Origin of the sequence: Sphingopyxis sp. H053 (genome assembly GCF_001468225.1) — a bacterium.
Classification (GTDB): domain Bacteria; phylum Pseudomonadota; class Alphaproteobacteria; order Sphingomonadales; family Sphingomonadaceae; genus Sphingopyxis.
The window spans coordinates 19,768-40,493 of record NZ_LNRU01000011.1 but is presented as its reverse complement, the minus strand read 5'-3'; the positions used below and the strand labels follow the sequence as shown (position 1 = coordinate 40,493).

The 20,726-nt window shown below is 65.7% G+C and carries 19 protein-coding genes; 4 read left to right on the top strand and 15 right to left on the bottom strand.

The window, feature by feature from the left end; all coding sequences use genetic code 11:
* The first annotated feature begins 3 nt into the window (after positions 1–3).
* On the top strand, positions 4–489 hold the full coding sequence (gene msrB, locus ATE70_RS19145; RefSeq protein WP_058539292.1) for a peptide-methionine (R)-S-oxide reductase MsrB: 486 nt from the start codon (positions 4–6) through the stop codon (positions 487–489).
* A 4-nt stretch (positions 490–493) separates the two neighbouring features.
* Here the strand turns inward: msrB and ATE70_RS19140 are convergent, their stop codons facing one another.
* From ATE70_RS19140 to ATE70_RS19125, 4 genes are all read right to left on the bottom strand, one after another.
* Positions 494–2,365 carry a hypothetical protein gene (locus ATE70_RS19140; RefSeq protein ID WP_058539291.1) on the bottom strand — a complete coding sequence of 624 codons (1,872 nt, stop codon included), beginning with the start codon at positions 2,363–2,365 and terminating at the stop codon, positions 494–496.
* On the bottom strand, positions 2,362–2,784 hold the full coding sequence (locus ATE70_RS19135) for a GtrA family protein (protein WP_405053487.1): 423 nt from the start codon (positions 2,782–2,784) through the stop codon (positions 2,362–2,364). The genes ATE70_RS19140 and ATE70_RS19135 overlap by 4 nt, the downstream gene beginning before the upstream one ends.
* A gap of 34 nt (positions 2,785–2,818) precedes the next feature.
* Positions 2,819–4,354, bottom strand: a complete 1,536-nt coding sequence (locus ATE70_RS19130; RefSeq protein WP_197411518.1) for an NAD(P)/FAD-dependent oxidoreductase — start codon at positions 4,352–4,354, stop codon at positions 2,819–2,821.
* 66 nt (positions 4,355–4,420) lie between these two features.
* Positions 4,421–6,265, bottom strand: coding sequence for a hypothetical protein (locus ATE70_RS19125; protein ID WP_058539290.1), 1,845 nt, complete (start codon positions 6,263–6,265; stop codon positions 4,421–4,423).
* A 226-nt stretch (positions 6,266–6,491) separates the two neighbouring features.
* On the opposite strand from ATE70_RS19125, the gene ATE70_RS19120 reads away from it, so the two are divergent.
* Positions 6,492–7,454 (top strand): patatin-like phospholipase family protein, encoded by a 963-nt coding sequence (locus ATE70_RS19120; protein WP_058539289.1) that lies wholly within the window; start codon positions 6,492–6,494, stop codon positions 7,452–7,454.
* 164 nt (positions 7,455–7,618) lie between these two features.
* Here the strand turns inward: ATE70_RS19120 and ATE70_RS19115 are convergent, their stop codons facing one another.
* The 9 genes from ATE70_RS19115 to ATE70_RS19075 all read right to left on the bottom strand — a co-directional run bounded on the left by ATE70_RS19115 (position 7,619) and on the right by ATE70_RS19075 (position 18,372).
* Positions 7,619–10,390, bottom strand: coding sequence for a carboxypeptidase-like regulatory domain-containing protein (locus ATE70_RS19115; protein ID WP_058539288.1), 2,772 nt, complete (start codon positions 10,388–10,390; stop codon positions 7,619–7,621).
* 31 nt (positions 10,391–10,421) lie between these two features.
* Positions 10,422–11,246 carry a hypothetical protein gene (locus ATE70_RS19110; RefSeq protein ID WP_058539287.1) on the bottom strand — a complete coding sequence of 275 codons (825 nt, stop codon included), beginning with the start codon at positions 11,244–11,246 and terminating at the stop codon, positions 10,422–10,424.
* Positions 11,247–11,435: 189 nt separating this feature from the next.
* On the bottom strand, positions 11,436–11,918 hold the full coding sequence (locus ATE70_RS19105) for a DUF4402 domain-containing protein (RefSeq protein ID WP_231733422.1): 483 nt from the start codon (positions 11,916–11,918) through the stop codon (positions 11,436–11,438).
* Positions 11,919–12,241: 323 nt separating this feature from the next.
* Positions 12,242–13,207, bottom strand: a complete 966-nt coding sequence (locus ATE70_RS19100) for a ParB/RepB/Spo0J family partition protein (RefSeq protein ID WP_058539285.1) — start codon at positions 13,205–13,207, stop codon at positions 12,242–12,244.
* Positions 13,208–13,990, bottom strand: a complete 783-nt coding sequence (locus tag ATE70_RS19095; protein ID WP_058539284.1) for a ParA family protein — start codon at positions 13,988–13,990, stop codon at positions 13,208–13,210.
* On the bottom strand, positions 13,987–14,673 hold the full coding sequence (rsmG, locus tag ATE70_RS19090; protein ID WP_058539283.1) for a 16S rRNA (guanine(527)-N(7))-methyltransferase RsmG: 687 nt from the start codon (positions 14,671–14,673) through the stop codon (positions 13,987–13,989). The genes ATE70_RS19095 and rsmG overlap by 4 nt, the downstream gene beginning before the upstream one ends.
* 129 nt (positions 14,674–14,802) lie before the next feature.
* Entirely contained in the window at positions 14,803–16,671 is a 1,869-nt protein-coding gene (gene mnmG / locus ATE70_RS19085; RefSeq protein ID WP_058539389.1) for a tRNA uridine-5-carboxymethylaminomethyl(34) synthesis enzyme MnmG, read from the bottom strand.
* A 76-nt stretch (positions 16,672–16,747) separates the two neighbouring features.
* Positions 16,748–18,067: a tRNA uridine-5-carboxymethylaminomethyl(34) synthesis GTPase MnmE gene (mnmE, locus tag ATE70_RS19080; protein WP_156419825.1), complete on the bottom strand. Its 1,320-nt coding sequence runs from the start codon at positions 18,065–18,067 to the stop codon at positions 16,748–16,750.
* A gap of 8 nt (positions 18,068–18,075) precedes the next feature.
* Positions 18,076–18,372, bottom strand: a complete 297-nt coding sequence (locus tag ATE70_RS19075; protein WP_058539281.1) for a DUF6489 family protein — start codon at positions 18,370–18,372, stop codon at positions 18,076–18,078.
* A 107-nt stretch (positions 18,373–18,479) separates the two neighbouring features.
* Between ATE70_RS19075 and ATE70_RS19070 the strand changes: the two genes are divergently transcribed.
* Entirely contained in the window at positions 18,480–19,178 is a 699-nt protein-coding gene (locus ATE70_RS19070; RefSeq protein WP_058539280.1) for a dienelactone hydrolase family protein, read from the top strand.
* The gene (locus ATE70_RS19065) at positions 19,175–19,579 is read left to right on the top strand and encodes a nuclear transport factor 2 family protein (protein ID WP_058539279.1); all 405 of its coding nucleotides are present in this window, start codon (positions 19,175–19,177) and stop codon (positions 19,577–19,579) included. Before ATE70_RS19070 ends, ATE70_RS19065 begins: the two co-directional genes overlap by 4 nt.
* Here the strand turns inward: ATE70_RS19065 and ATE70_RS19060 are convergent.
* Together ATE70_RS19060 and ATE70_RS19055 are read right to left on the bottom strand one after the other, a co-directional pair.
* A complete protein-coding gene (locus tag ATE70_RS19060) occupies positions 19,576–19,977 on the bottom strand; it encodes a DUF1489 family protein (RefSeq protein WP_058539278.1) in 402 nt (133 codons plus the stop codon). The genes ATE70_RS19065 and ATE70_RS19060 overlap by 4 nt on opposite strands.
* Positions 19,978–20,039: 62 nt before the next feature.
* The gene (locus tag ATE70_RS19055) at positions 20,040–20,702 is read right to left on the bottom strand and encodes a TerC family protein (RefSeq protein ID WP_156419827.1); all 663 of its coding nucleotides are present in this window, start codon (positions 20,700–20,702) and stop codon (positions 20,040–20,042) included.
* Between the last annotated feature and the right edge of the window lie 24 nt (positions 20,703–20,726).

The window sequence follows — 20,726 nt, the reverse complement described above, 5'->3', positions numbered from 1 at the left end:
GATATGATCGAACGTCGTCATCTCCTCGGCGGACTCGCGCTCGGCGGCGCCATCATCGGCGCACCGATGCTTTTCGCCAAATCGTCGCGTCCGAAGGCACAAGCCGGTTGGCAGCTTTCCGATGCCGAATGGAAAAAGCGCCTGTCGCCGCTGCAATATCGCGTGCTGCGCGAAGCGGCGACCGAGCGCCCCTTCACCAGCCCGCTCGACAAGGAAAAGCGCGCCGGCACCTTCGACTGCGCCGGCTGCGCGCTGCCGCTCTATTCGAGCAGGACCAAGTTCGACAGCGGCACCGGCTGGCCCAGCTTCTGGGCACCGCTGAAGGGCGGAATCGGCACATCAACCGACCATGAACTCGGCTATGCGCGCACCGAGGTGCATTGCAAACGCTGCGGCGGCCATCTCGGCCATGTCTTCAACGACGGGCCGAAACCGACGGGCAAGCGTTATTGCATGAATGGCGCGGCGCTGACCTTCCGCCCCGCCTGACCTCTTACTCGGGCTTCACCCGCCACACCGACAGCCCGGCACGCGACGCGATCGGCACCGCTTCGAGCCACGCGGGCGGCGTTCCGGCGTAGAGCTGCGCCGCGAGCGCATCTTTACGCGCGCTGCGATATTTAGAGAAATCGTTGGCGGTCCGGCAAAATATGATCAGGGTCGCCGCCTGCTTGCGGACCAGCGCCTCGGCGTGTCCGGGGTCACCGGCAAAGACGCGGATCGAGTCCGCCATCGCCTCCTTGTTGCGATGATGCGGCGTCGCGACCAGGCTGTGGTGCGTCCAGAAAATCACCGGCGCGCCCAGATCGATCGGGGTCAGGATCGTCGTCGTCGGCAGACGGTTCAGCTCGGCGATCGCCGCGGGATTGAGGCAGTCCTCCTGGTAGGGATTTACCGCGGCGACCTCTTCGATGGCCTTGTCCTCTTCGGCGTTCAGCGACGGGATCACCAGCCCGAGCACGGCTGCCACCGCCATGCTGCCGAACAGCGGCAGCGTCAGCGCGGCGGCAGCCGACGCAAGGATACGCAACAAGGTCGATGGAATCGTCCGCGCCCATGCCCAGGCGCGCAGGCCGAGCCACGCGCAGCCCGGCAACGCAAAGACATGGGCGGTCGAAACGCTGCGCAGGACGAGCAGCGACAGCGCCGCCGCCCCGAGCAGCGCAACGATGATCGTCGCCCAATTCCTGCGGTCGATGGCCGCCGAGCAGCTCCGCCACGCGAGCAATGACCCGGCGAGACCGATCAGCGATGGCACGAGCACGTGGATCGCACTGGACGGCGGCGACATCCACAGGGGCTGGCCCTCGAGGACATTAAGATACCAATATTGCACGACGATCGGATCGAGCGCGGCAAAGGGGCCGTTCGCGCATTGCGGTTCGGTCCACACCAGCGCCCCCGCCGCCGACAGGCCGGCCAGTCCCAGCAGCAGGAAGCGAACCCACGGCTGGTCCGGTTTGGCGCGCGCGGCCGCGAAAGTCACCGCGGCGGCGGCGATGAACGCCGCCATATAGGGCGCCGAAAGCGAATCGCACCAGTTGCCGAGCAGCCCCTCGGGGCCGCGCGTCGCAAACTGGAGCAGCAGCGCGCCGCCGGCGAGTGCGCCCATATAGCCGCAAAGCCGGGCGCGATCCTCGGCGCGTCCGTGGAGCGCCCAGCGCAGCGCGGCAAGGCCGGCGAACAGCGCGACGATCGGCAGCCCTTCGATCGACACCGCGAGCAGCGCCGCGGCGAACAATCCGCCGAGCAGGCCCGCCTGCCAGCTTGCCGGCCGAAGCGCCTGCGCCATGATCAGCATCGCGAGGAAAATCTGCCAGCCGTGATGGTCGACCCGAAGCGGGCGGAACTGCACCAATATATAACCCGACATGATCAGGAAGAGCGGCACGGCATAGGCGATCCGCCGGTCGGACAGACCCCGATAACCGAGCGCGCAGGCGACGCTGAGCGCCGCACCGAGCAGCGGCGGCCACAAGGTCATCACGATCCGTTCGGCCATCGCCTGCCCGAACAACGGTTTCAGCAGCAAGATGCCCGTCGCCAGCGGCGCATCGACGATGCGCGACCAGTGCATCAGCACCCCGCCGCCCGCCGGATTGACGCGATATTGCGAGAGATCCCACCAGCCCTGCCCCGCAAGGAGATCGCGGACCTGCGCCATGCGCATCGCGTCGTCGGTATCCGACAGATCGAGCGCGCCGATTGCCTGCCATTTCGCGATGATCGCGACGAGGCTCATCGCCCCCCAGATAATCAGCGCGATGCGGACCGGGGTGAACCACGGGCTCAGCACGATGCCACCGGATCCCGGTGCGCGAACGGATGGCTCCGCGCCCGCGGGAAGCGCGGACGCGTCGCTCATGTCGTGACAGCCCGAAACACGATATGGCGGCGCAGCAAATAGGTCGTCTGAAAGCTGACGATGATCGCCGCGAGCTTTGCGAGCCGCGGATCGAGGCCGAGCGCGCTGCCGCCGCCGACGATCGCGGTCGTGACCGCCAGACCGACGAGCGCCGACCCGACAAAAAGCAGTTTCTGGCGTTGGCGTTCACCGGTGCCGCGCGCCGCGGCGCCGTCGGCAAAGACGAGCCGGCTCGACACCAGCCAGTGCACGAGAATCCCGGCGCAATAGCCCGTCGCCGAGGCCGTTACGGGCGACAGCCCGGCGTCGAGCAGCAGCAGGAAGAGCCCCGCATCGCTGCCCAGCGCGAGCCCGCTCGCGAGCAGATAGTTCAGCCAGCGAATCTCGCCGCGCCGCACCGACGCGATCAATCTGGTCACCGGTAGCATGGCGCCGATCCCCCCGGCCAAGCGCTTACGCGGCCTTCGCCACGCGCGTGGGAACCTCGCGGACCGACGCCAGCGCCGCCTGCTCGCCCTCGGTGCCGCTTTCATGATATTCGGCATCTTCGTTGACGCCCCAGATATCATAGAGTTTTTCGCCCGCGACGATGTTGCGCACCGTCAGCATCGCGGTCATCATCGCATGATCCTGGTTGTTATAGCGATGCATGCCGTTGCGCCCGACCATGTGCAGCGTCGGATAACGCGCCTCCAGCTCGCTGCGCATCGTCTCGACATGCTTGGCATAATCATCGTCATAGACCGGATAGGCCTTTTCCTGCCGCACCACCGCGCCGCCGACGACATCTTCCGGATCGCAAAGACCCAGGATTTCCATTTCCTTCGTCGCCAGCGCGATCAGTTTTTCGTCGCTCGACGCCCAGAGCCCGTCGCCCTCGAAACAGAAATATTCGAGGCCGACGCACGCGAGTTCGGGGTCGGGCACCATTTCGGGCGACCAGCTGCGGAAATTCTGCACCCGGCCGACCTGCACCTTGCTGTCGTGGATATAAATCCAATTGTCGGGAAACAGATCCTCGGAGCGAATCTTGAGCGCGACGGTCAGAAAGTCGCGATATTTGAGGTTCGGCGCGGCGCTGAGCGCCGACGCGGGCAGCGGATGGATACGCGCCGCGAGTTCGCGCATCGGCGCCGAGCTGATGACATGCGCGGCATCGATCACGACATCGCCGTCGGGGCCATTCGCGGTCATCCGCCAGCGGCCCGTCTTCTGATCCTGCGTGAGCTGCTTGAAGCTGTGGCCCATCAGCACATGGTTGCCGCCCGCGACGACCTTGTCGCGCGCCGCGTCCCACATCATGCCGGGGCCCAGCCGCGGATAACGAAAGGTTTCGAGCAGGGTCTTGGTCGCCATGCCGTCGTTCGGGCGCTTGTTAAGCCCGAGGCTGCGCTTCAGCCCGTCGATCACTGCGCCGCCGAGGCTAAGCCCCTTGATGCGCTGCGCCGCCCAGTCGGCCGACATTTCATCGCACGGCATGCCCCACACCTTCTCGGTATAGGTCTTGAAAAAGATCGAATAGAGTTTCCGCCCGAACTGGTTGATCGTCCAGTCCTCGAAGCTGCGAACATTCTTGTTCGGCAGCAGCTTCGCCTGCGCATAGCTGACCATGCACAGCGTCGAGCGAAAGATGCCAAGGTTCCACAGCGCCTCGAAAGCGCGCAACGGATAGGAATAGAATTTGCCCTCATAATAGATGCGGCTCATCCGCGGGCGCTCGATGAAATCGTCGGGAAGAATCTCGTTCCAAAGGTCGACGACTTCGCGGCTCTTCGAAAAGAAGCGGTGGCCGCCGATGTCGAAGCGAAAGCCCTCATGCTCGACCGTGCGGCTGATCCCGCCGACATAGACCGGGTCCTTTTCGATCACCGTCACGCTGTACCCCTGCTGGGTCAGCTGATAGGCGGCTGTCAGTCCCGCGGGCCCCGCGCCAATGATGGCGACGTCGGCGCTCGTCGGACGGCTTTTCGACACTTGGGCGTTGGTCACTTCGATATTCCCCCACACAGGCAAATTGCTGTCCGTCGCAATGGAGGAAACATGGATAAGAAACGGTTAATGGAAGGAAGGATTTCGCTCTAACCGCGGGCTTTGCTTGGCGGACGCGACGATGCGATACACATGAAAAGAGCCCGAGGAGAGCCTGGGTTGTGGTTCCAGCCAATCGACCGGCTGACGGTGCAGCAAATGCGCAGCCAATCCATGCGGGCGGGCGGCCGCCAGAGGCGCGATGTCATTCTCGCAGAACGCCAGATATTGCGCCCCTCCCTCGCTGACCAAAGGCCGCGCCGCGGCGGGCGGCGCGAGAAAAGCCGACAGGACGCGATTGATCGTCGCATGGTTGCGGTGATGGCCCGTTGTCACCACGCTGTGCGGCGTGCTGACCAAGAGGGTCGGCGCAATATTGATCGATGCAAAGAGAAGCGCCGGAGGTTCGCCGGCAAGCGCCGGACGCCCTTGCGACAGACAGACCGGGTTGCTGCCGCTCGCCGCCGCCGTCGCTGACCCGGCTTTCAGCAACGAAAGGTTGAAACCCAACGCCATGGCAATCGTCGGAATTGACAGCAAAAGGAGCAGCGTTCCGGTCAGGCGGCGCCAAATGCTCGACCCCGCATCTCCCCAGCGCCAAAAGGCCAGCGCGAGGGCGGCAAACGCCGGGATCATATAGGCATGGGCCACGGCGAGCGAACGGATCACCAGAACCGCCATGATCGCGCCGAACAGGATCATTAGGCCAAGGCGCCCCCAATTTTCGGCTTCGGGACGACCCCGCGCCCGGTGCCAGGCCCACAAGGCCGCTCCCAAGCCGATAACAGTGGTAAGGATATAGGCCGCCCTCCGCGCGGGCACCTGCTCCCACAAAGGCCGTCCTTCGAGAATCGGTTCATACCAATAGGTGCGGACAAGCGGTTCGAGTTCGCCAAACGGCCCCGCCAGGCAAGCCGTCCCCGTCAGGACAAAGCCCGCCGCAAAGACGATCCCCGCTGCCCCGACGATCGACACGCGCTGGCCAAGCGAAGCGGTCCAGCGGGGCGGCGCGGTCAAAGCAATCAGGAACACCGCCCCGGCCGCGGCGGTGGCAAGCAGATAGGGCAAGGAGAAGCTGTCGCAAAAAGCGGTCGAGAGATAGGTCGCACCGCGGAACGGCAGCGACCAGAGCGCGGGGAGCAGGATCATCCCGGCCGAAAAACCGCGGAGCCGGCTCGCCTTGGCCGGATCGCGCAGCCAGTCGAAGACAAAGAGCGCCCAGAAAAGACCCAGGAAGGGAAATCCTTCCAGCGAAATCTCGACATAGATGCTCGCCGCGAGCGCCGACCATAATCCGTTCGCGAAGCTCGCCGGCCGCAGCGCGAGCCACAGAAGAATGACCGAGAGCAACACCTGCCAATTGTGATGATCGATATTGAGCGGGGCGAAATGATGGAGATAGCTGATCGTCGTCGCCGCGATCGCGAGGCCGATGAAGACAAACGGCCGGTCGCCCAAAATCTGCAATATCCGGGAAAAGACGAGCAGCAACGGCAGCGCCAGCAGCGGCGGATAGATCGCCAGCACCCAGCGCTCGGCGGTTTGCGGATCGACGAACAGGCTGAACAGATCGATCAGCACAACGATCGGCGCATCGATGAACCGCGACCAATGCGTCGGCCCGCCCCCGCCGCCCGGGTTGGTGCGATACTGCGCCGTGTCGAACCAATTTTGTCCGCCAACAAGGTCGCGCACCTGCGCCAGCCGCATCGCATTGTCGGGATCGGAAAAGGCCAGGTTCGCGATCGCGTCGCGATGCAGAAACAGGCTGGCAACAACGAAGCCCAGCCACAGGATCAGCGCCAGCCGATCGGGCGAAAGTGCGGCGGCAGAACCCGCATCATGGCGCGTTTTTGCCACCGTCGCGGCCATCCGTCTCTCCTATGGCCATATCCAGCCCCGCCGCTCTCCATAGCTATTGCGCGCTAAAGACTGGTTAATGTCGTGGTAGCGATAGACGTGCGCGGTGGCTCTTTCCCTGCCGATCATGGCTAAAAATCGGTTACCGGCATCCTGTGTTTCTGCGCGAAGCGCCGCTTCGCCACTTGGGGCGGCACCCGGCTTGCGGTAAACTGGCGCCGATCAAGGAGACGCAGGCATGGCAGGCGGTCTGGCAATCGTATTGAGCGGCGGCGGCGCGAAAGGCGCCTTTCAGGTCGGCGTCGTCCACGAACTCGTCGTCAATCGCGGCGTTCGCCTCGACATTGTCGCGGGCGTATCGACCGGCGCGATCCAGGCGCTCGGCGTCGCGCAGGACGATGTGCCGGGGCTGCTCGACGCCTGGCTCGGCATCCGCGGCAACAGCTCGATCTACAAGTCGCGCCCGCTCGGCGTCGTCGGCGGGCTGCTCGGCGAGGATGCGCTCTACGACACCGCGCCGCTCAAACGGCTGCTCAAGGGCTTCGCGAACGACGCCAAACTGCGCGCGAGCGGGCGCAAGCTGCTGCTCGGCGTCGTCAACCTCGGCACCGGCACCTATCGCAGCATCGACGAGAGCGTGCCCGGCATCCACAATTGGGTCTATGCGAGCTGCGCGATGCCGCTCTTTTTCGACCCGCTCAAGACGCGCGCGAGCGACGGGACCGAGGAACAATGGGTCGACGGCGGGGTGCGCGATGTGACGCCCTTGAGCTCGGCGCTCGAAATGAACCCCCGCGGGGTGATCGCGGTGCGCGCCTCGCCCGCGCCGCGCCCCGGCCCGGTGCGCACCTTCCCCAATCTGATCAAAATCGGGCTGCGCGCGGTCGATATATTGCAATCCGAAGTATCGGCGAACGACCTCGCCGGCGCCGCGCTGATCAACGACCTGATCGCCGCGCGCGAAGGCCAGCTGCGCGCGCTCCAGAACGAAGGCATCGGCGGCGCGCAGGCGGCGCGCATCCTCCGCCCGCTCGACGTCCAGATCGCGCGCTACCGCTTCGCCCCGATCCGCATCATCGAGCCTGAGGAAGAAGTCGCCGAAACGCTCGAATTCAATCCCGCGAAAATCCGCGCCGCGATCGACGCCGGCCGCCGCGCGGTCGACCGCGAATGGGACGCGCTGGAGCCGTTGCTGAGCTGAAGCGGTCGAACGTCCGTAATCGAGCGAAGTAACCGCCTCACTACATACTTCGTCATCCCCGCGAAAGCGGGAACCCAGTTGCGACGTTAGCTCGCTGGGTCCCCGCTTTCGCGGGGATGACGAAGGTGGGGGATGGCCGCTCCCCACCCACAGCCGCCTGGCAACTACAATCCACCATCCCCCGCGCCCGGCGGCCCGCGCGCACTGGTGCTGCCGGGCAACGCTCCGTCACGTATCGCAACGTCGCGGTGCAGGGGCTTCAGCGTCATCGTCCCCAGCCGCACGCGCGGCGTCGCCTTGCCCGGCGCCGCGCTGGCCGCAAAAGCACCATCAAGCCCGAGCGCCGCGGCCGACGCCTTGCCCAGCCGCACCGTGTAGCGCCCGTAAGCGACGCCCTCGAACAGAAAATAACCGTCGAATTCGGTGATCGTCGTCGCGCGCACGCGGCCTTCGGCGTCGACGAGTTCGACACCCAGCCCCTCGATCGGGTTGCCGCCGTCGCGCCGTATCGTTCCCTCGATCTCACCCGCCGCCGCCATCGGCAGCAGCACGCGCGTCGCGACCCCGGGCCGCGGGGTGACCACGACCCCCGGCAGCGCGGGCTGGACATAGGGATCGGGCAGGCTGCCGGCGTCGATGCCGATCATCACCGGCCGGAAGGGTTCGAGCCCGTCGATCGCGCCGCGCCCCGCCTTGTCGGTCGCGGCGTCGATGAACGCATTGCCCGCGGTCAGCGGCACATCGGGCAGCGCGGTTTCGCCGGACTGGCGGACCCCGTCGCCATTCTCGTCCATCCACACCTCGGCGATCACCTGTCCGCGGCTCGCAAGCTTTTCGCTCGACACGCGCCAGCCGCCGTTTGTTTTCGGCCCGAAGCTGAACGCGAGTGCGAGCGACGCCGCAACCGATCCGTCGCTCGCGACCTCGCCGAATCCCGTCAGCTGCAACTTGTTGAAACGGCGTGTATATCCGATCCCCGCCCGCGCGCGATCGAGTCCGCGATCATAGCCGAGCTCGGTGCGCCACTCGGCGTCGCCCTTCCCCGCCCATTCGCCGATCAATGTCACGCGCGTGTCGCTATTGTCGCCCGACAGCGCAAAACGCGCCTCGCCGCGGAGGCGAACGCGCCCGATGCGGGCGTTGGCGAGCAGGCTGGCGGTGAGGTTGTCGGGCGGATCGGGGCCGATAGGCACCTTGGTCCGGCTCCAGTCGAGCTGCCCGGTAAAGGTCAACGCGCGAAAACTCGCCGACGCGCGCGCGCTCGCTTCGAGGCTGTCGACCCCCGACCATCGTTCGACGTGCCGCACGTCGAAATGCAGCGGCAGCACCGTGCGCCCCATCTTGACCGACTGGTCGACCGATACTGAATATATGCCGTTGATATTATTGATCAAGCGATCCGAAACGAACCCGCCCCACCCGCGCATCGCGTCGGCGCGCACATAGGTTTCGCCGAACGCCGCAAGCCAGCTCGCACGCGCGGCCAAACCGCCATTATCGGCATAGCTGCCGCCCACCTCAAGCAAGGTCGGCCCGATCGAGCGGCGCAGCGCGACTTCGCCATAATTATAGCGGACATTTTCGATCAGCAGGCTGTGGAAATAGGCGGCCGCCGACGTGCGTGTATCGAGCCCGCGCTCGATCCCCATCGTCCCGCGCCAACCGCGCCGGAACGCCCCGCGCCGCCGATCACCGAACTCGATCAGATCGGCATTTTCCTGCGCGAGGCCCGCCCAGTACCAGGTCTGCTGCGGCGGGATCGAATCCATCCCCACCTGCACCTGCCGGATTTCGCGCCGGACCTGCCCCTGCGGCCCGTACAGCACGATTTCGAAACGATTCGCGCCATATTGCAGCGGCACATCGATGAATTCGTATCGCCCATCGCCGTTCGGGTTCGTAAAAGCGAGCAATTGCCCGTTGCGATACAGCTCGGCATCCCAGCCTCCGGGCAGATCGCCGCGAAAGGTCGTCTTGTCGAAGGCGTCGGGCCGCTCGATCGGGCGATTGGTGAGCACCGCGCCGCGCCCCGGCGCCGACGCCGCGACGATGCCGGTCGAGAGCAGGCTGACATCGCCGACGCCATAATGCGTCGCCTTCAGCGGCCCGAGCAGCTGCCCCTGTGGATCGGTGCGATAGAGCCGCATCCGCAGACTATCGGGCACCCCTTCATTGTCCGACGACAACCGCGCATCGAAACTCTGGCCGACCACCTCGCCCGCCGCGAAAATCTCATAGCGCCCCTGGACATAGGATCCGCCGCGTTTGTCCGACACGACGCCCGCCGAGGCGACGACATCGACCGACGGCGTCGCCCACGCCTGATACGGCCGCGCCGCCTGCGGAAGCGTCGCAAGGTCGAAGGCGGCCTGCGGACGGATCGAGGCTGCGCGCGCGCGGCGTTCGGCTGCAAGCTGGAACGGCAGCTTGTCCTTCGAATCGATCCGCAGCACGGCGTTGGACAGATCGGCGTCGAGCGGCACCCCCAGCCAGCTATTGAGGCTATCGAGATCGACGCACCAGCCCGCAGGCGTGTCCCGAATCGTCGTCGCGGTCAGACGGAAGCTCTGGCTTCCGGCGCGCACGTCGCCGGCGTCGCGGTCGATCGTCAGGCTGCGCCGCTCGTCGAACACCCAGCCGGTTGCGCGGCGCAACTTCTTGTCGACGCGGACCGCGAGGTCGAGCGCGAGCACGACATCGCCCAGATCGACGCAAATCCCCTGCGGCGTCTGATAGCCGCGCACGCCGTCGCCGAGTCGATATTGCCCCGAGCGCACGTCAAACAGCCAGCTGTCATCCTCGTTCGGCGCCCAGCTATCGCTCGACACGGAAACAGGCTTTTTCTCAATGGCTTCGGCGCCGGCAGGAACAAGCCCCACCAGCGCCAGCCCGGCCAGTATCGCCGGTTTCCATCGCGAGAGCGCCGCGCGGATCATCCCCCGCCCGCTTCGCTCCGTTCCTATCCGATCATTTCACCACCCGCTCGGCCTCGTCGATCGTGCCGCCGCCGATTTCGCGGTCTTCGCTATAGCGAATATGCACCGGCCCCTTCAGCTTCGCCGCGAGCTCCCCCGGAACGCGCAGCGACACCTTGCGTGCGCCGACCTCGGGATAGACCGCGATGCCGCGTGCGACGAGCAAGGGCTCGGCGACGCCCGGCCGCGTCACCTCGATATCGCCATAGACCGAGCGGTTGCCCGTGCGCGTCAGGTCGAAATTGAACGCCGGTCCGTCCTGGGTCTCGCTCACCCACGCCGCGCCGATCGCGGCTTCGGCGCCGAGGTCGCCGACGCGGACGATCACCGGAATCGTGATCCCGTAGATCGGCGTCAGCGCGATCGACACGCCCTCGCTCGCCGGCTTGGGCTCGCCACTCGCTGGCGCCGCGTCGGGAACCGCACGAAACAGCATATGCGCGCGATATTCGCCCGGCGGCGTGCCTTCGGGCAAACGCACCCCGACGCGCACCACCTGCGGCTGGTTCGGCGGCAGGGTGACGCGGCGCGGGCTGAACGCGATCATGTCGAGCGCGGTCCGCTCGGCCGCCGTGACATTCTCCTCGGCGATCTCGTCGAGCCCGCCCTCGGCGGTCATCCTTTTGATCTCGAGGCTGATGCGATAGGTCGCGGGCTCGGTGCCGATATTGTTCAGCACCACCTCGGTCCCGCGCGATCCGTCGAGGATGACGCGCGTCGGCGCGACGAGCAGGTCGCCCGCCGCCAGCGCGGGCGATGCCGCGGCGCCGAGCGCAGCCGCGGTGAACAGGCCAAGGGCCTTCAAAAAGCGAAGCATTGGATACGATCCCCACAATCGTCCGGGAAACGGCCCCACACCGCCCCGATGGTCGCATCCTGCCTGCACCGACATGGTTGATATTTCGCTAACCATGCGGACCGCGGCCGAAAAAAGGGGTCGCCGAACGTTGCCCGGCGACCCCATTTTAACGGCTGGCGGATCTCGGCCCGCCAGGCGCCCCCAACCTTATTGGTAGTTCGCGGTCACATTGAACGTACCTGAATAGTCGCCCGACGCCTGGTTGGCGCCAACGCTCAGCGTGCCGCCGACCTGAAAGCTGCCCCCGGTCGTGCCCAGCGTAATGTTCGGCGACGAATAGGTCAGCGTCGACGACATCGTGCCGCCGAGCGACCCGTTGAGCGTCACGCTCGAATCGCCGCCGACCAGCACCACGGCACCGTTGGTGCCCTGGACGTTATAGCTGCCCGCCGTCGTCGTGCCCGTGCAGGTCAGGCCCGCGCCGCAGGTCGCGGCTCCAGCGGTCGACACTGCGACGGTCGAGGCGGTCGCGCCGCTGATGATCGTCGCATATTGCAGGTCGCTGGTCTTGGTGAGCGTGATCTGGCGCAGGATCTTGGCCGTCGCCGTGCCGGTGGCCGACGCCGCATGCGCCGCCGAGGCGTTCATGGCGAGGGCAGCAATCGCGGCGCCAGCGAGGGCGCGCTTCATTCCATAGTTGCGCATATGATTTGGTCCCTTGAATTCGGTCTAAAACTCGAATGGAAATCCCACCCCATTCGGCGACCTGTTTAGAGGGCGACCTGTTCAGGCTTTGCCAGCAAGCTTGGTTAACAGCACAATAGGGATTGACCCGCGGTACGCAAAATAAACAATATAAATCAGTGATTTATATTCATTTTCGGCGGGTTGTAGGGACTCTGTTTCGTTCATTAACGGCCCGGACTGGCACAAATCGGGTGAGCGCGGGGCAGAATCGCGAGGAGCCCGTCAGAGCCGTTTCAAATCGATTCGCCCGTCTTTCATCATGGCGATCAAATCCCCTCACCCGACAACCGCTGGCAGATCATATCGAGCTGGTCGAGCGATGCGAATTTCAGCGTCAGTGCGCCCTTGCCCTCGCCGGCATAATGAATCGCGACACCGATTCCGAGCAGTTCGGACAAATGCCGCTCGACCGCGACGATGTCGGGATCGCGGCCGCCGTCGGCGCTCTTATATTCGAGCGGAACCTTGCGCGGCGCATCGCCCCCCTTGCCCGCGCGCACCAGCGCCTCGACCGCGCGGACCGACAGCCCTTCCTTGACGACGCGGCGTGCGATCGCCTCGCCGCCGTCGGCACCGATCAGCGCGCGGGCGTGGCCCATCGCGAGCGACCCGTCGCCAACGAGCGTTTGCACGCTCGCGGGCAGGTCGAGCAGGCGCATCAGATTCGCGACATGACTGCGCGACTTGCCGACCAGCTTCGCCAGCGCTTCCTGATTATGTCCGAAATCCTCGATCAGGCGGCGATAGGCGCTCGCCTCTTCGATCGCGTTGAGGTCCTGGCGCTGGATATTCTCGACCAGCGCGATCTCGTAAGTCGCGGCATCGTCGAGTTCGCGCACAAGCGCGGGAATCTGGTGCAGCCCCGCGCGCTGCGCCGCGCGCCAGCGCCGTTCGCCGGCGACGAGCTGAAACCCCTCGCCGTCGGGCGAACGTCGGACGATGATCGGCTGGAGCAATCCGCGCAGCCCGATCGAATCGGCCAGCTCGGCAATCGCATTTTCGTCGAAATGGCGACGCGGCTGGCCCGGCAACGGGCGAATCGCGCCGACGGGGACATGCTGCACCGAATCGCCCGTTACCGGCGTCGCCTTCGCTGCCGCCCCGGGAGTCGCGAGCACCGGTGCCTCGACCGCGACGTCGCCGAACAGGGCATTGAGCCCGCGGCCAAGGCCCGAAGGTCGCTTGCGCGCGGGCGTCGATTCCGATCCTGTTTCGTCTTTGTTATCAGACATTTATGCAGCCTTGCGGACGTTGGGAAGCCGGTCGATCAACTCGCGCGCGAGCGCGATATAGGCGGCGGATCCGGCGCAGCGATGATCGTAGATCAAGGCCGGCAAGCCATGGCTCGGCGCTTCGGACAGGCGGACGTTGCGCGGGATTACCGTTTCGAACACGACCGGGCCAAGCACCTCGCGCACGTCGTCGGACACCTGATCGGTCAGCCGGTTGCGGCGGTCGAACATCGTCAGCGCGACCCCCAGGATCGACAATTTCTGGTTGAAGCGCTCGCGCACGCGTTCGACCGTGGTGAGCAGCTGGCTCAGCCCCTCGAGCGCGAAAAACTCGCATTGCAGCGGCACGATCAGCGATTCGGCCGCAATCAGCGCGTTGAGCGTCAGCATGCCCAGCGACGGCGGGCAGTCGATCAGGCAGATATCCCACTGCCCCGCCTCGGCGCCCGACAGTGCCTGTTGCAGGCGGTGCAATCGGTCCTGAAATTCGATCAGCTCGATCTCGGCGCCGGAGAGGTCGACCGTCGCGGTGACGATATCGAGCCGCGGCACCGCAGTCGGAATCGCGCATTCGGCGAGCGTCGCGTCGCCGCGCAGCAACTCATAGCTCGAACATTCGCGTTGCGACTGCTTGATCCCGAGCCCCGTCGACGCATTGCCCTGCGGATCGAGGTCGATGATCAGCGTGCGCCAGCCGGTTGCCGCGAGCGCGGTCGCCAGATTGATCGCCGTCGTCGTCTTGCCGACCCCACCTTTCTGGTTCGCCACGGCAATGCGGATCATCGCTTTCCTCGCTGTTTTGCCGCGATTTTTCCCGTGCCCACCAAAATCTGGCTCTCGGCATCGGTGCGGCTCTGTTCCACGTGGAACATTCTCTGCCATGGCTGGGGCAGCAAAGCCAGTTCCTTAACCGCGTTTCGCCCCTTTGGCAGTAACCATCGCGTCGATTCGGTGGAAAAACGAGCGGATAAGTCGAGCAGCTTGTCGAGCGGGGCAAAAGCACGCGCGCTGATCGTCGCTCCGGGCCGGATCTCGATCCGTTCCAAAGGCGCCTCGACGACCTCGACATTTGCCAGACCCAGCTCCGCAGCGACAGTCCGCAGGAAATCACAGCGCCGCTTGCGCGATTCAACGAGCAGCATCGGGCGCGAACTCAATATGGCGATAACAAGCCCCGGCAACCCCGCGCCGCTCCCGAGATCGATCCAGAGACCGTCACCGTCGCGCGTATCGAAAGACAAGAGCTGGGCGCTGTCAGCAATATGCCGGACCCACATCGTCGGGATTGTTGACGCAGCGATCAGATTCTGCCGGTCGTTCTCGGCAACAAGCTTGGCAACAAAGCGGTCAAGCTTTTCCCACTGATCCGGTGTCGGCGCGAACGCTTCGCCAATCCAGGCGCGCGCGGCGTCTTCACTCTCCAATGGCTTTGAGACGTCGGACAAGCTGCCCCCTTTCTTCGTCATTCCCGCGAAGGCGGGAATCCCGCTCTTCCCATTCCCTGCAAACCGACAAACCCGAGCTTGGGTCGGACTAAAAGCGGGATTCCCGCCTTCGCGGGAATGACGGGAAGAGAATCATATTCTGAATTTCCACTACGCCGCGCGCCGCCGGCTGTGCACCATGATCGCGGTCAGCGCCGCGGGTGTTACCCCATCGATCCGCGCCGCCTGCCCCAGCGTCTCGGGGCGCGCCTTCGTCAGCCGCTCGACCATCTCGCGCGACAGCCCGCCGATCGCGGCATAGTCGAGCACGGGATCGAGCATGATCGCCTCATTCGCCGCGAGCGCGCGCAGCTCGGCATCCTGCCGCGCGATATAGGGTGCATAATGCGCGTCCTCGGCGATCTCGGACAGAATCGTCGGATCGATTGAAGCGAGTTCGGGTGCGAGTATGACAAGCCGCGCCATCGTGATGTCGGGATAGCGCAGCAGGTCGATCCGCCGGCGGGCGATACCGTCGCCCGGAAGCGCCAGCCCGACCGCGGCATAATCGGCGGTCGCGACCGGCCGATCGAGCAAGGCTTCTGCGCGTGCCCGCTCGGCCTGCCGCGCTTCGAACAGCGCGGCGGTCGCGGGCCGCACCAACCCCAATGCGATCCCCTTCGGAGTCAACCGCGTTACGGCATTGTCGGCGCGGAGGCGCAGCCGATATTCGGCGCGCGCGGTGAGCATGCGATAGGGTTCGGTGACGCCCTGCAGCACCAGATCGTCGACCATCACACCGATATAGGATTCGGATCGGTCGAGGATCAACGGATCGCGGTCTTGCACAGCGAGCGCGGCATTCGCGCCGGCGACCAGCCCCTGCGCCGCCGCCTCCTCATATCCGGTCGTTCCGTTGATCTGCCCCGCGCACCAGAGGCCCGGCAGTGCACGCACCTGCAAGGTCCGGTCGAGCGCGCGCGGATCGATATGATCATATTCGACCGCATAGCCCGGCACGACCATCTCGACTGTCTCGAGCCCCTCCATCGTGCGCAACATCGCAAGCTGCACGTCGGCGGGAAGCGAAGTCGATATCCCGTTCGGATAGACGAGAAAGCTGTCGAGCCCCTCGGGTTCGAGAAACACCTGATGCCCGTCACGGTCGGCGAAACGGTGGATCTTGTCCTCGATCGAAGGGCAATAACGCGGCCCCGCCGCCCCGATCGCACCCGTGAACAGCGGCGAGCGATCGAGATTCGCCGCGATGATCGCATGGGCTTGGGCATTGGTGCGCGTGATCGCGCAAAAGATCTGCGGCACCGTCCGTTCGCTGTTCCACGTGGAACAGGTCCAGCGCGCGCCTTCCGCGCCATCCGACGGCTGCTCCTCGAGCCGCGCCCAGTCGATCGTCCGCCCGTCGAGCCGTGGCGGTGTCCCCGTCTTGAGCCGCGCCATCGGCAGGTCGGCCGCGCGCAATTGCTCGGCGAGTCGGTGCGCGCCGGCCTCGCCGATGCGGCCGCCTTCCATCCGCTCTTCGCCGCGGAAGAGCCGGCCGCCGAGGAATGTCCCCGTTGCAAGCACGACCGCGCGCGCACTCAAAGCGGACCCGTCGGCCAGATCGAGTCCTGCGACGCACCCATCCTCCGACAGCCGCAGCGCCGCAGCCTCGCCCGCCACGACGGTGATGCCGTCCTCTGCCGCGAGCAATTTCTGAATCGCCGCGCGATAGAGTTTGCGGTCGGCCTGGACGCGCGGCCCCTGCACCGCCGCGCCCTTCGATGCGTTGAGCATGCGATAATGGATCGCCGCGCTGTCGGCGGCGCGCGCCATCCAGCCGTCGAGCGCGTCGACCTCGCGCATCAGATGGCCCTTGCCGAGCCCGCCGATCGCGGGGTTGCACGACATCGTCCCGATCAGTGCGGGGTCGAAGCTGACGAGCGCCACGCGCGCGCCGAGCCGAGCCGCCGCCGCGGCGGCTTCGGTTCCGGCGTGCCCACCGCCGACGACGATGACATCGAAAATTGCTTCATTCTGCATGATTGGTGCGGCCTTTACCGCAAAGCGCGCGTCGAATCCACCGTGCTGCTTGCCGCTCGATGTTTCACGTGGAACATCATTTCCCGATGCAGAAACGCCCAAACAGCGCATCAAGCATTTCCTCGACTCCGGCGCGCCCCGTGATCCGGTCGAGCGCGGTCGCGGCGAGCCTAAGTCGCTCGGCGAGCAAGATTAAATCACTCGCCTCGCGCGATTCTGGCTCGATCGTCAGCCAGTCGCGCGCTTCGGCGAGCGCGGCGCGCTGGCGCTGGCGCAGCGCGGCTTCGCCCTCGCGCGGCAACAAGGTGCGTGCCATGTCGACGATATAGCGATGGAGCTTGTCCATCCCCTCGCCCGTCGCCGCTGACAGAATCAGGTCGCAATGCGCCGCGCCGGCCTCCGCCGCCGCATCGCCCGACCAGCGATCGGCCTGCGCGGCGATTGCGATGCAGCGCGGATGCTCCGGTGCTTCCTTCGGCGGACCGAGCCACAACAGGATGTCGGCGCCCTCGACCGCCGCCCGCGCGCGGTCGATTCCGATCGCCTCAATCACATCGGCGCCCTCACCCCGAATCCCCGCGGTATCCGAAAAGCGCATCGCGATCCCGTCGAGCGCGAGCGGCGTTTCGATCACATCGCGCGTCGTCCCCGCTACCGGCGACACGATCGCAAGCTCGCGCTGCGCCAAGGCATTGATCAAGGTCGATTTTCCGGCGTTCGGCGGCCCCGCGATCACCACCGACAGCCCTTCGGCGATCACCTCCGCCGCCGGCCGCGCCAGCCATTCGCCGAGCTCGGCTGAAAGGGCCCCCATCCCCGCAATCAAACGCTGCGTGATAGCGTCGCCCACTTCGACATCATCCTCGTCGGCAAAATTCAGCTCGGCTTCGGCCCCCGCCATCAGGTTGAGGAGCCGGTCCTGCCAATCTGCGACCGCTCGCGAGACATGCCCGCTCGCCATGCCGAGCGCCTGCACGCGCTGGCTTTCGGTTTCGGCGGCGAGCAGGTCGGCCAGCCCCTCGGCCTCAGCCAAGTCGATTCGTCCATTGTCGAACGCACGCCGCGTAAATTCCCCCGCGACCGCAGGGCGTACCCCCGGCATCGCGCCAAGCGCCGCCTCGACCGCCGCGACCACCGCGCGACCGCCGTGCAGATGCAATTCGGCGAGATCCTCGCCGGTCGCCGTGGCCGGTCCGGGGAACCACAGGATCAACGCATTATCGAGCGGCGCTCCATCAGCGTTTTTCAGTTCGGCCAGCGACGCACGGCGCGGCTCAGGCAACCGCCCCCCGAGCGTCTGCAGCGCTGCCCCAGCCGCCGGCCCACTGACGCGCACAACGCCGATCGCCGCCGGCGGCATCCCGCTCGACAGCGCAAAAATCGTATCGCTTACAATGGCTTGGCTCAGCTCTTGCGCCCCTTGGCGGACTTGTCGTCATCGTCCGTGCCGGTCGATTTCGATGCGCCGCCCATCAGTCCGCCGCCGAACTGGCCGAGCAATGACTGGACGAGCTCGAGCCCGCTGCCGCCCATCGGCACCCAGGTCTTGACCATCGACTGGACCATGTCGGGGGTGATCCCCTTCGCCATCAATTCCTTGACGCGGTCGAGATAGATGTCGTGGAGCGGCTCGAGATCGGGAAGGCCGAACAGGCGCCGCGCCTCCTCAGGGGTGCAATCGATCTCGATATTGAACTTCATCGCCTGTCTCCGCCCCGAAATGCCGGTTAGCCGCTTGAGCCACGCCCGCAGCCCCGCTAGCTTCGCGCTTTCACCACAAAGAAGCAAGAGTCAGGAGAGCTCCCCACATGGCCGCAACGAACACCGACATCCCGACGCTCGACGGCGCCGGCACGATCCCCGCCTATGTCGCGCGACCCGACGCGGACAGCACGCGCGCGATCATCGTCATCCCCGAAATTTTCGGCGTCAACGAAGGCATCCGGCAGAAGTGCGACGACTGGGCGGCCGAAGGCTATCTCGCGATCGCCCCCGACATCTTCTGGCGCTTCGCCCCCGGGGTCGAGCTCAGCCCCGATATCGAGGCCGAATTCCAGCAGGCGCTCGGCTATTTCGGCCAATATGACGCCGATGACGGGGTCAAGGATATCGAGGCCGCGATCCACTGGCTGCGCAGCCAGGGCGCCGGCAGGATCGGCGCGGTCGGCTTCTGCCTCGGCGGCCGCCTCGCCTATATGGCCGCGACGCGCACCGATATCGATGCATCGGTCGGCTATTACGGCGTCATGATCGACCAGATGCTGAACGAAAGCCACGCGATCGCCAACCCGCTGATGCTTCATATCCCGACCGAGGATCATTTCGTCGACCATGCGGCGCAGAAAAAGATCCACGACGCGCTCGATCCGCACCCGAAGGTCACGCTCCACGACTATCCCGGGCTCGACCATGGTTTCGCCGCGACGATGGGCAATCGCCGCAATGAGGAAGGCGCCCAGCTCGCCGACGGCCGCACCCGCGCCTTCTTCGCCGAGCAGCTCGCATGAGCGCGCCGCATCCCGGCCTCGCCGCCTGGCACGCCTATATGGCGGGCGGCGGCGACCCGCAGGCGCTCCGTGACCTGCTCGCCGAGGATGCGGTGTTCCATTCGCCCGTCGTCCACACGCCGCAGGAGGGCCGCGACAAGGTCTTCGCCTATCTCCACGCGGCGAGCCACGTTCTCGGCGGCGACGATTTCCGCTATCTGCGCGAGATCGTCGATGGCGACCAGGCGGTGCTCGAATTCCAGAGCAGCCTCGACGGCATCCAGATCAACGGCGTCGACATCATCACCTGGAACGACGAGGGAAAAATAAGCGATTTCAAGGTTATGGTTCGCCCGCTCAAGGCGATCAACAAGGTCTGGGAAAAGATGGGCGAAATGCTGGCAGCGCAAGCCGCGAATTAAATCAGCATCAGTTCGGCGAGCTCGCGATAGAGTTCGGGCGGTAGTTCGCCGACCCCGCTCTGATCGCCGACGCCCTTCGGCGCATCGGCGTCGGCCAGATAGCGCCAGCCCTGATGCGCACGCTTCGGCTGCGGATGCACGCGCTCGAGACCGGCGACGCACACGATGTCGACGCGCCCGTCGCTGCGATCGTCGAAGCGCAGGATTTCCACGCGCGCAACGAGCGTATGCTTCACGATGAAATGCAGCTTGCCACCGATCAGCTCGTCGGCGCGCTTTGGCCGGAACCGCGTCGCAAAGCGAATCTCGCCGCCTTCGGCATAATTGGCGATCCGCGCCTCCAGCGCCGGATAGTCGGTGCAGCCGACGGCAACGCGGGTCATGTGGAGTGCGGACATGACCGAGAGATGGGAACGGACAAGAAAAAAGCCAGCCCCGCGAAGGGCTGGCTTTCCCTTTTTTAGCCGAACAGCGTCCCGACCCCGACACCCGGGTCGACCCAGCCTTCGTAGATCATCTTGACCGCGACATAGACGATCACGGCAAGGCCGACGTAAGCGATCCAGCGGTAGCGCTCGATATATTTGGCGATGATGTTCGCCGCGAGGCCCATCAGCGCGACGGCAAAAATCAGCCCGACGATCAGGATGCCCGGATGCTCGCGCGCCGCGCCCGCGACCGCAAGCACATTGTCGAGGCTCATGCTGACGTCGGCGACGGCCACCGCCCAGGCGGCGCCGGCAAAGCTCTTGGCGGGCTTCAGGCCCGAATGCTCGTCACCCGCAATCTCGGGCGAACCGTGCGACTGGCCGGCGTGACGCAGCTCGCGCCACATTTTCCACGCGACCCACACGAGCAGCAGCCCGCCGACGAAAATCAGCCCGACGATCTGCATCAGCTGGGTGACGACGAGCGCGAAGGCGATGCGCAGCACCAATGCCGCGATCACGCCGATCAGGATGACCTTCTTGCGTTGCTCAGCGGGAAGACCCGCGGCGAGCGCGCCGACGACAATCGCATTGTCACCCGCGAGGACGAGGTCGATCATCAGCACCTGCAGGAAGGCGGCAAAGGCCGCGGGCTCGGTGATGTTCGAAAAATCGTTGACGATCGCGCCCCACATCTCGGCGGGTCCGCCAAATCCGGC

What these genes read in the sequence shown, in the direction of transcription:
- ATE70_RS19075 (WP_058539281.1), bottom strand. Translation starts at nt 18,372, where the DNA reads ATGAAGTTCAATATCGAGATCGATTGCACCCCTGAGGAGGCGCGGCGC.
- ATE70_RS19070 (WP_058539280.1), top strand. Translation starts at nt 18,480, where the DNA reads ATGGCCGCAACGAACACCGACATCCCGACGCTCGACGGCGCCGGCACG.
- ATE70_RS19125 (WP_058539290.1), bottom strand. Translation starts at nt 6,265, where the DNA reads ATGGCCGCGACGGTGGCAAAAACGCGCCATGATGCGGGTTCTGCCGCC.
- ATE70_RS19140 (WP_058539291.1), bottom strand. Translation starts at nt 2,365, where the DNA reads ATGAGCGACGCGTCCGCGCTTCCCGCGGGCGCGGAGCCATCCGTTCGC.
- mnmG (WP_058539389.1), bottom strand. Translation starts at nt 16,671, where the DNA reads ATGCAGAATGAAGCAATTTTCGATGTCATCGTCGTCGGCGGTGGGCAC.
- ATE70_RS19110 (WP_058539287.1), bottom strand. Translation starts at nt 11,246, where the DNA reads ATGCTTCGCTTTTTGAAGGCCCTTGGCCTGTTCACCGCGGCTGCGCTC.
- ATE70_RS19055 (WP_156419827.1), bottom strand. Translation starts at nt 20,702, where the DNA reads ATGTGGGGCGCGATCGTCAACGATTTTTCGAACATCACCGAGCCCGCG.
- msrB (WP_058539292.1), top strand. Translation starts at nt 4, where the DNA reads ATGATCGAACGTCGTCATCTCCTCGGCGGACTCGCGCTCGGCGGCGCC.
- ATE70_RS19065 (WP_058539279.1), top strand. Translation starts at nt 19,175, where the DNA reads ATGAGCGCGCCGCATCCCGGCCTCGCCGCCTGGCACGCCTATATGGCG.
- ATE70_RS19060 (WP_058539278.1), bottom strand. Translation starts at nt 19,977, where the DNA reads ATGTCCGCACTCCACATGACCCGCGTTGCCGTCGGCTGCACCGACTAT.
- ATE70_RS19120 (WP_058539289.1), top strand. Translation starts at nt 6,492, where the DNA reads ATGGCAGGCGGTCTGGCAATCGTATTGAGCGGCGGCGGCGCGAAAGGC.
- rsmG (WP_058539283.1), bottom strand. Translation starts at nt 14,673, where the DNA reads ATGACGAAGAAAGGGGGCAGCTTGTCCGACGTCTCAAAGCCATTGGAG.
- ATE70_RS19095 (WP_058539284.1), bottom strand. Translation starts at nt 13,990, where the DNA reads ATGATCCGCATTGCCGTGGCGAACCAGAAAGGTGGGGTCGGCAAGACG.
- ATE70_RS19100 (WP_058539285.1), bottom strand. Translation starts at nt 13,207, where the DNA reads ATGTCTGATAACAAAGACGAAACAGGATCGGAATCGACGCCCGCGCGC.
- ATE70_RS19115 (WP_058539288.1), bottom strand. Translation starts at nt 10,390, where the DNA reads ATGATCCGCGCGGCGCTCTCGCGATGGAAACCGGCGATACTGGCCGGG.
- ATE70_RS19105 (WP_231733422.1), bottom strand. Translation starts at nt 11,918, where the DNA reads ATGAAGCGCGCCCTCGCTGGCGCCGCGATTGCTGCCCTCGCCATGAAC.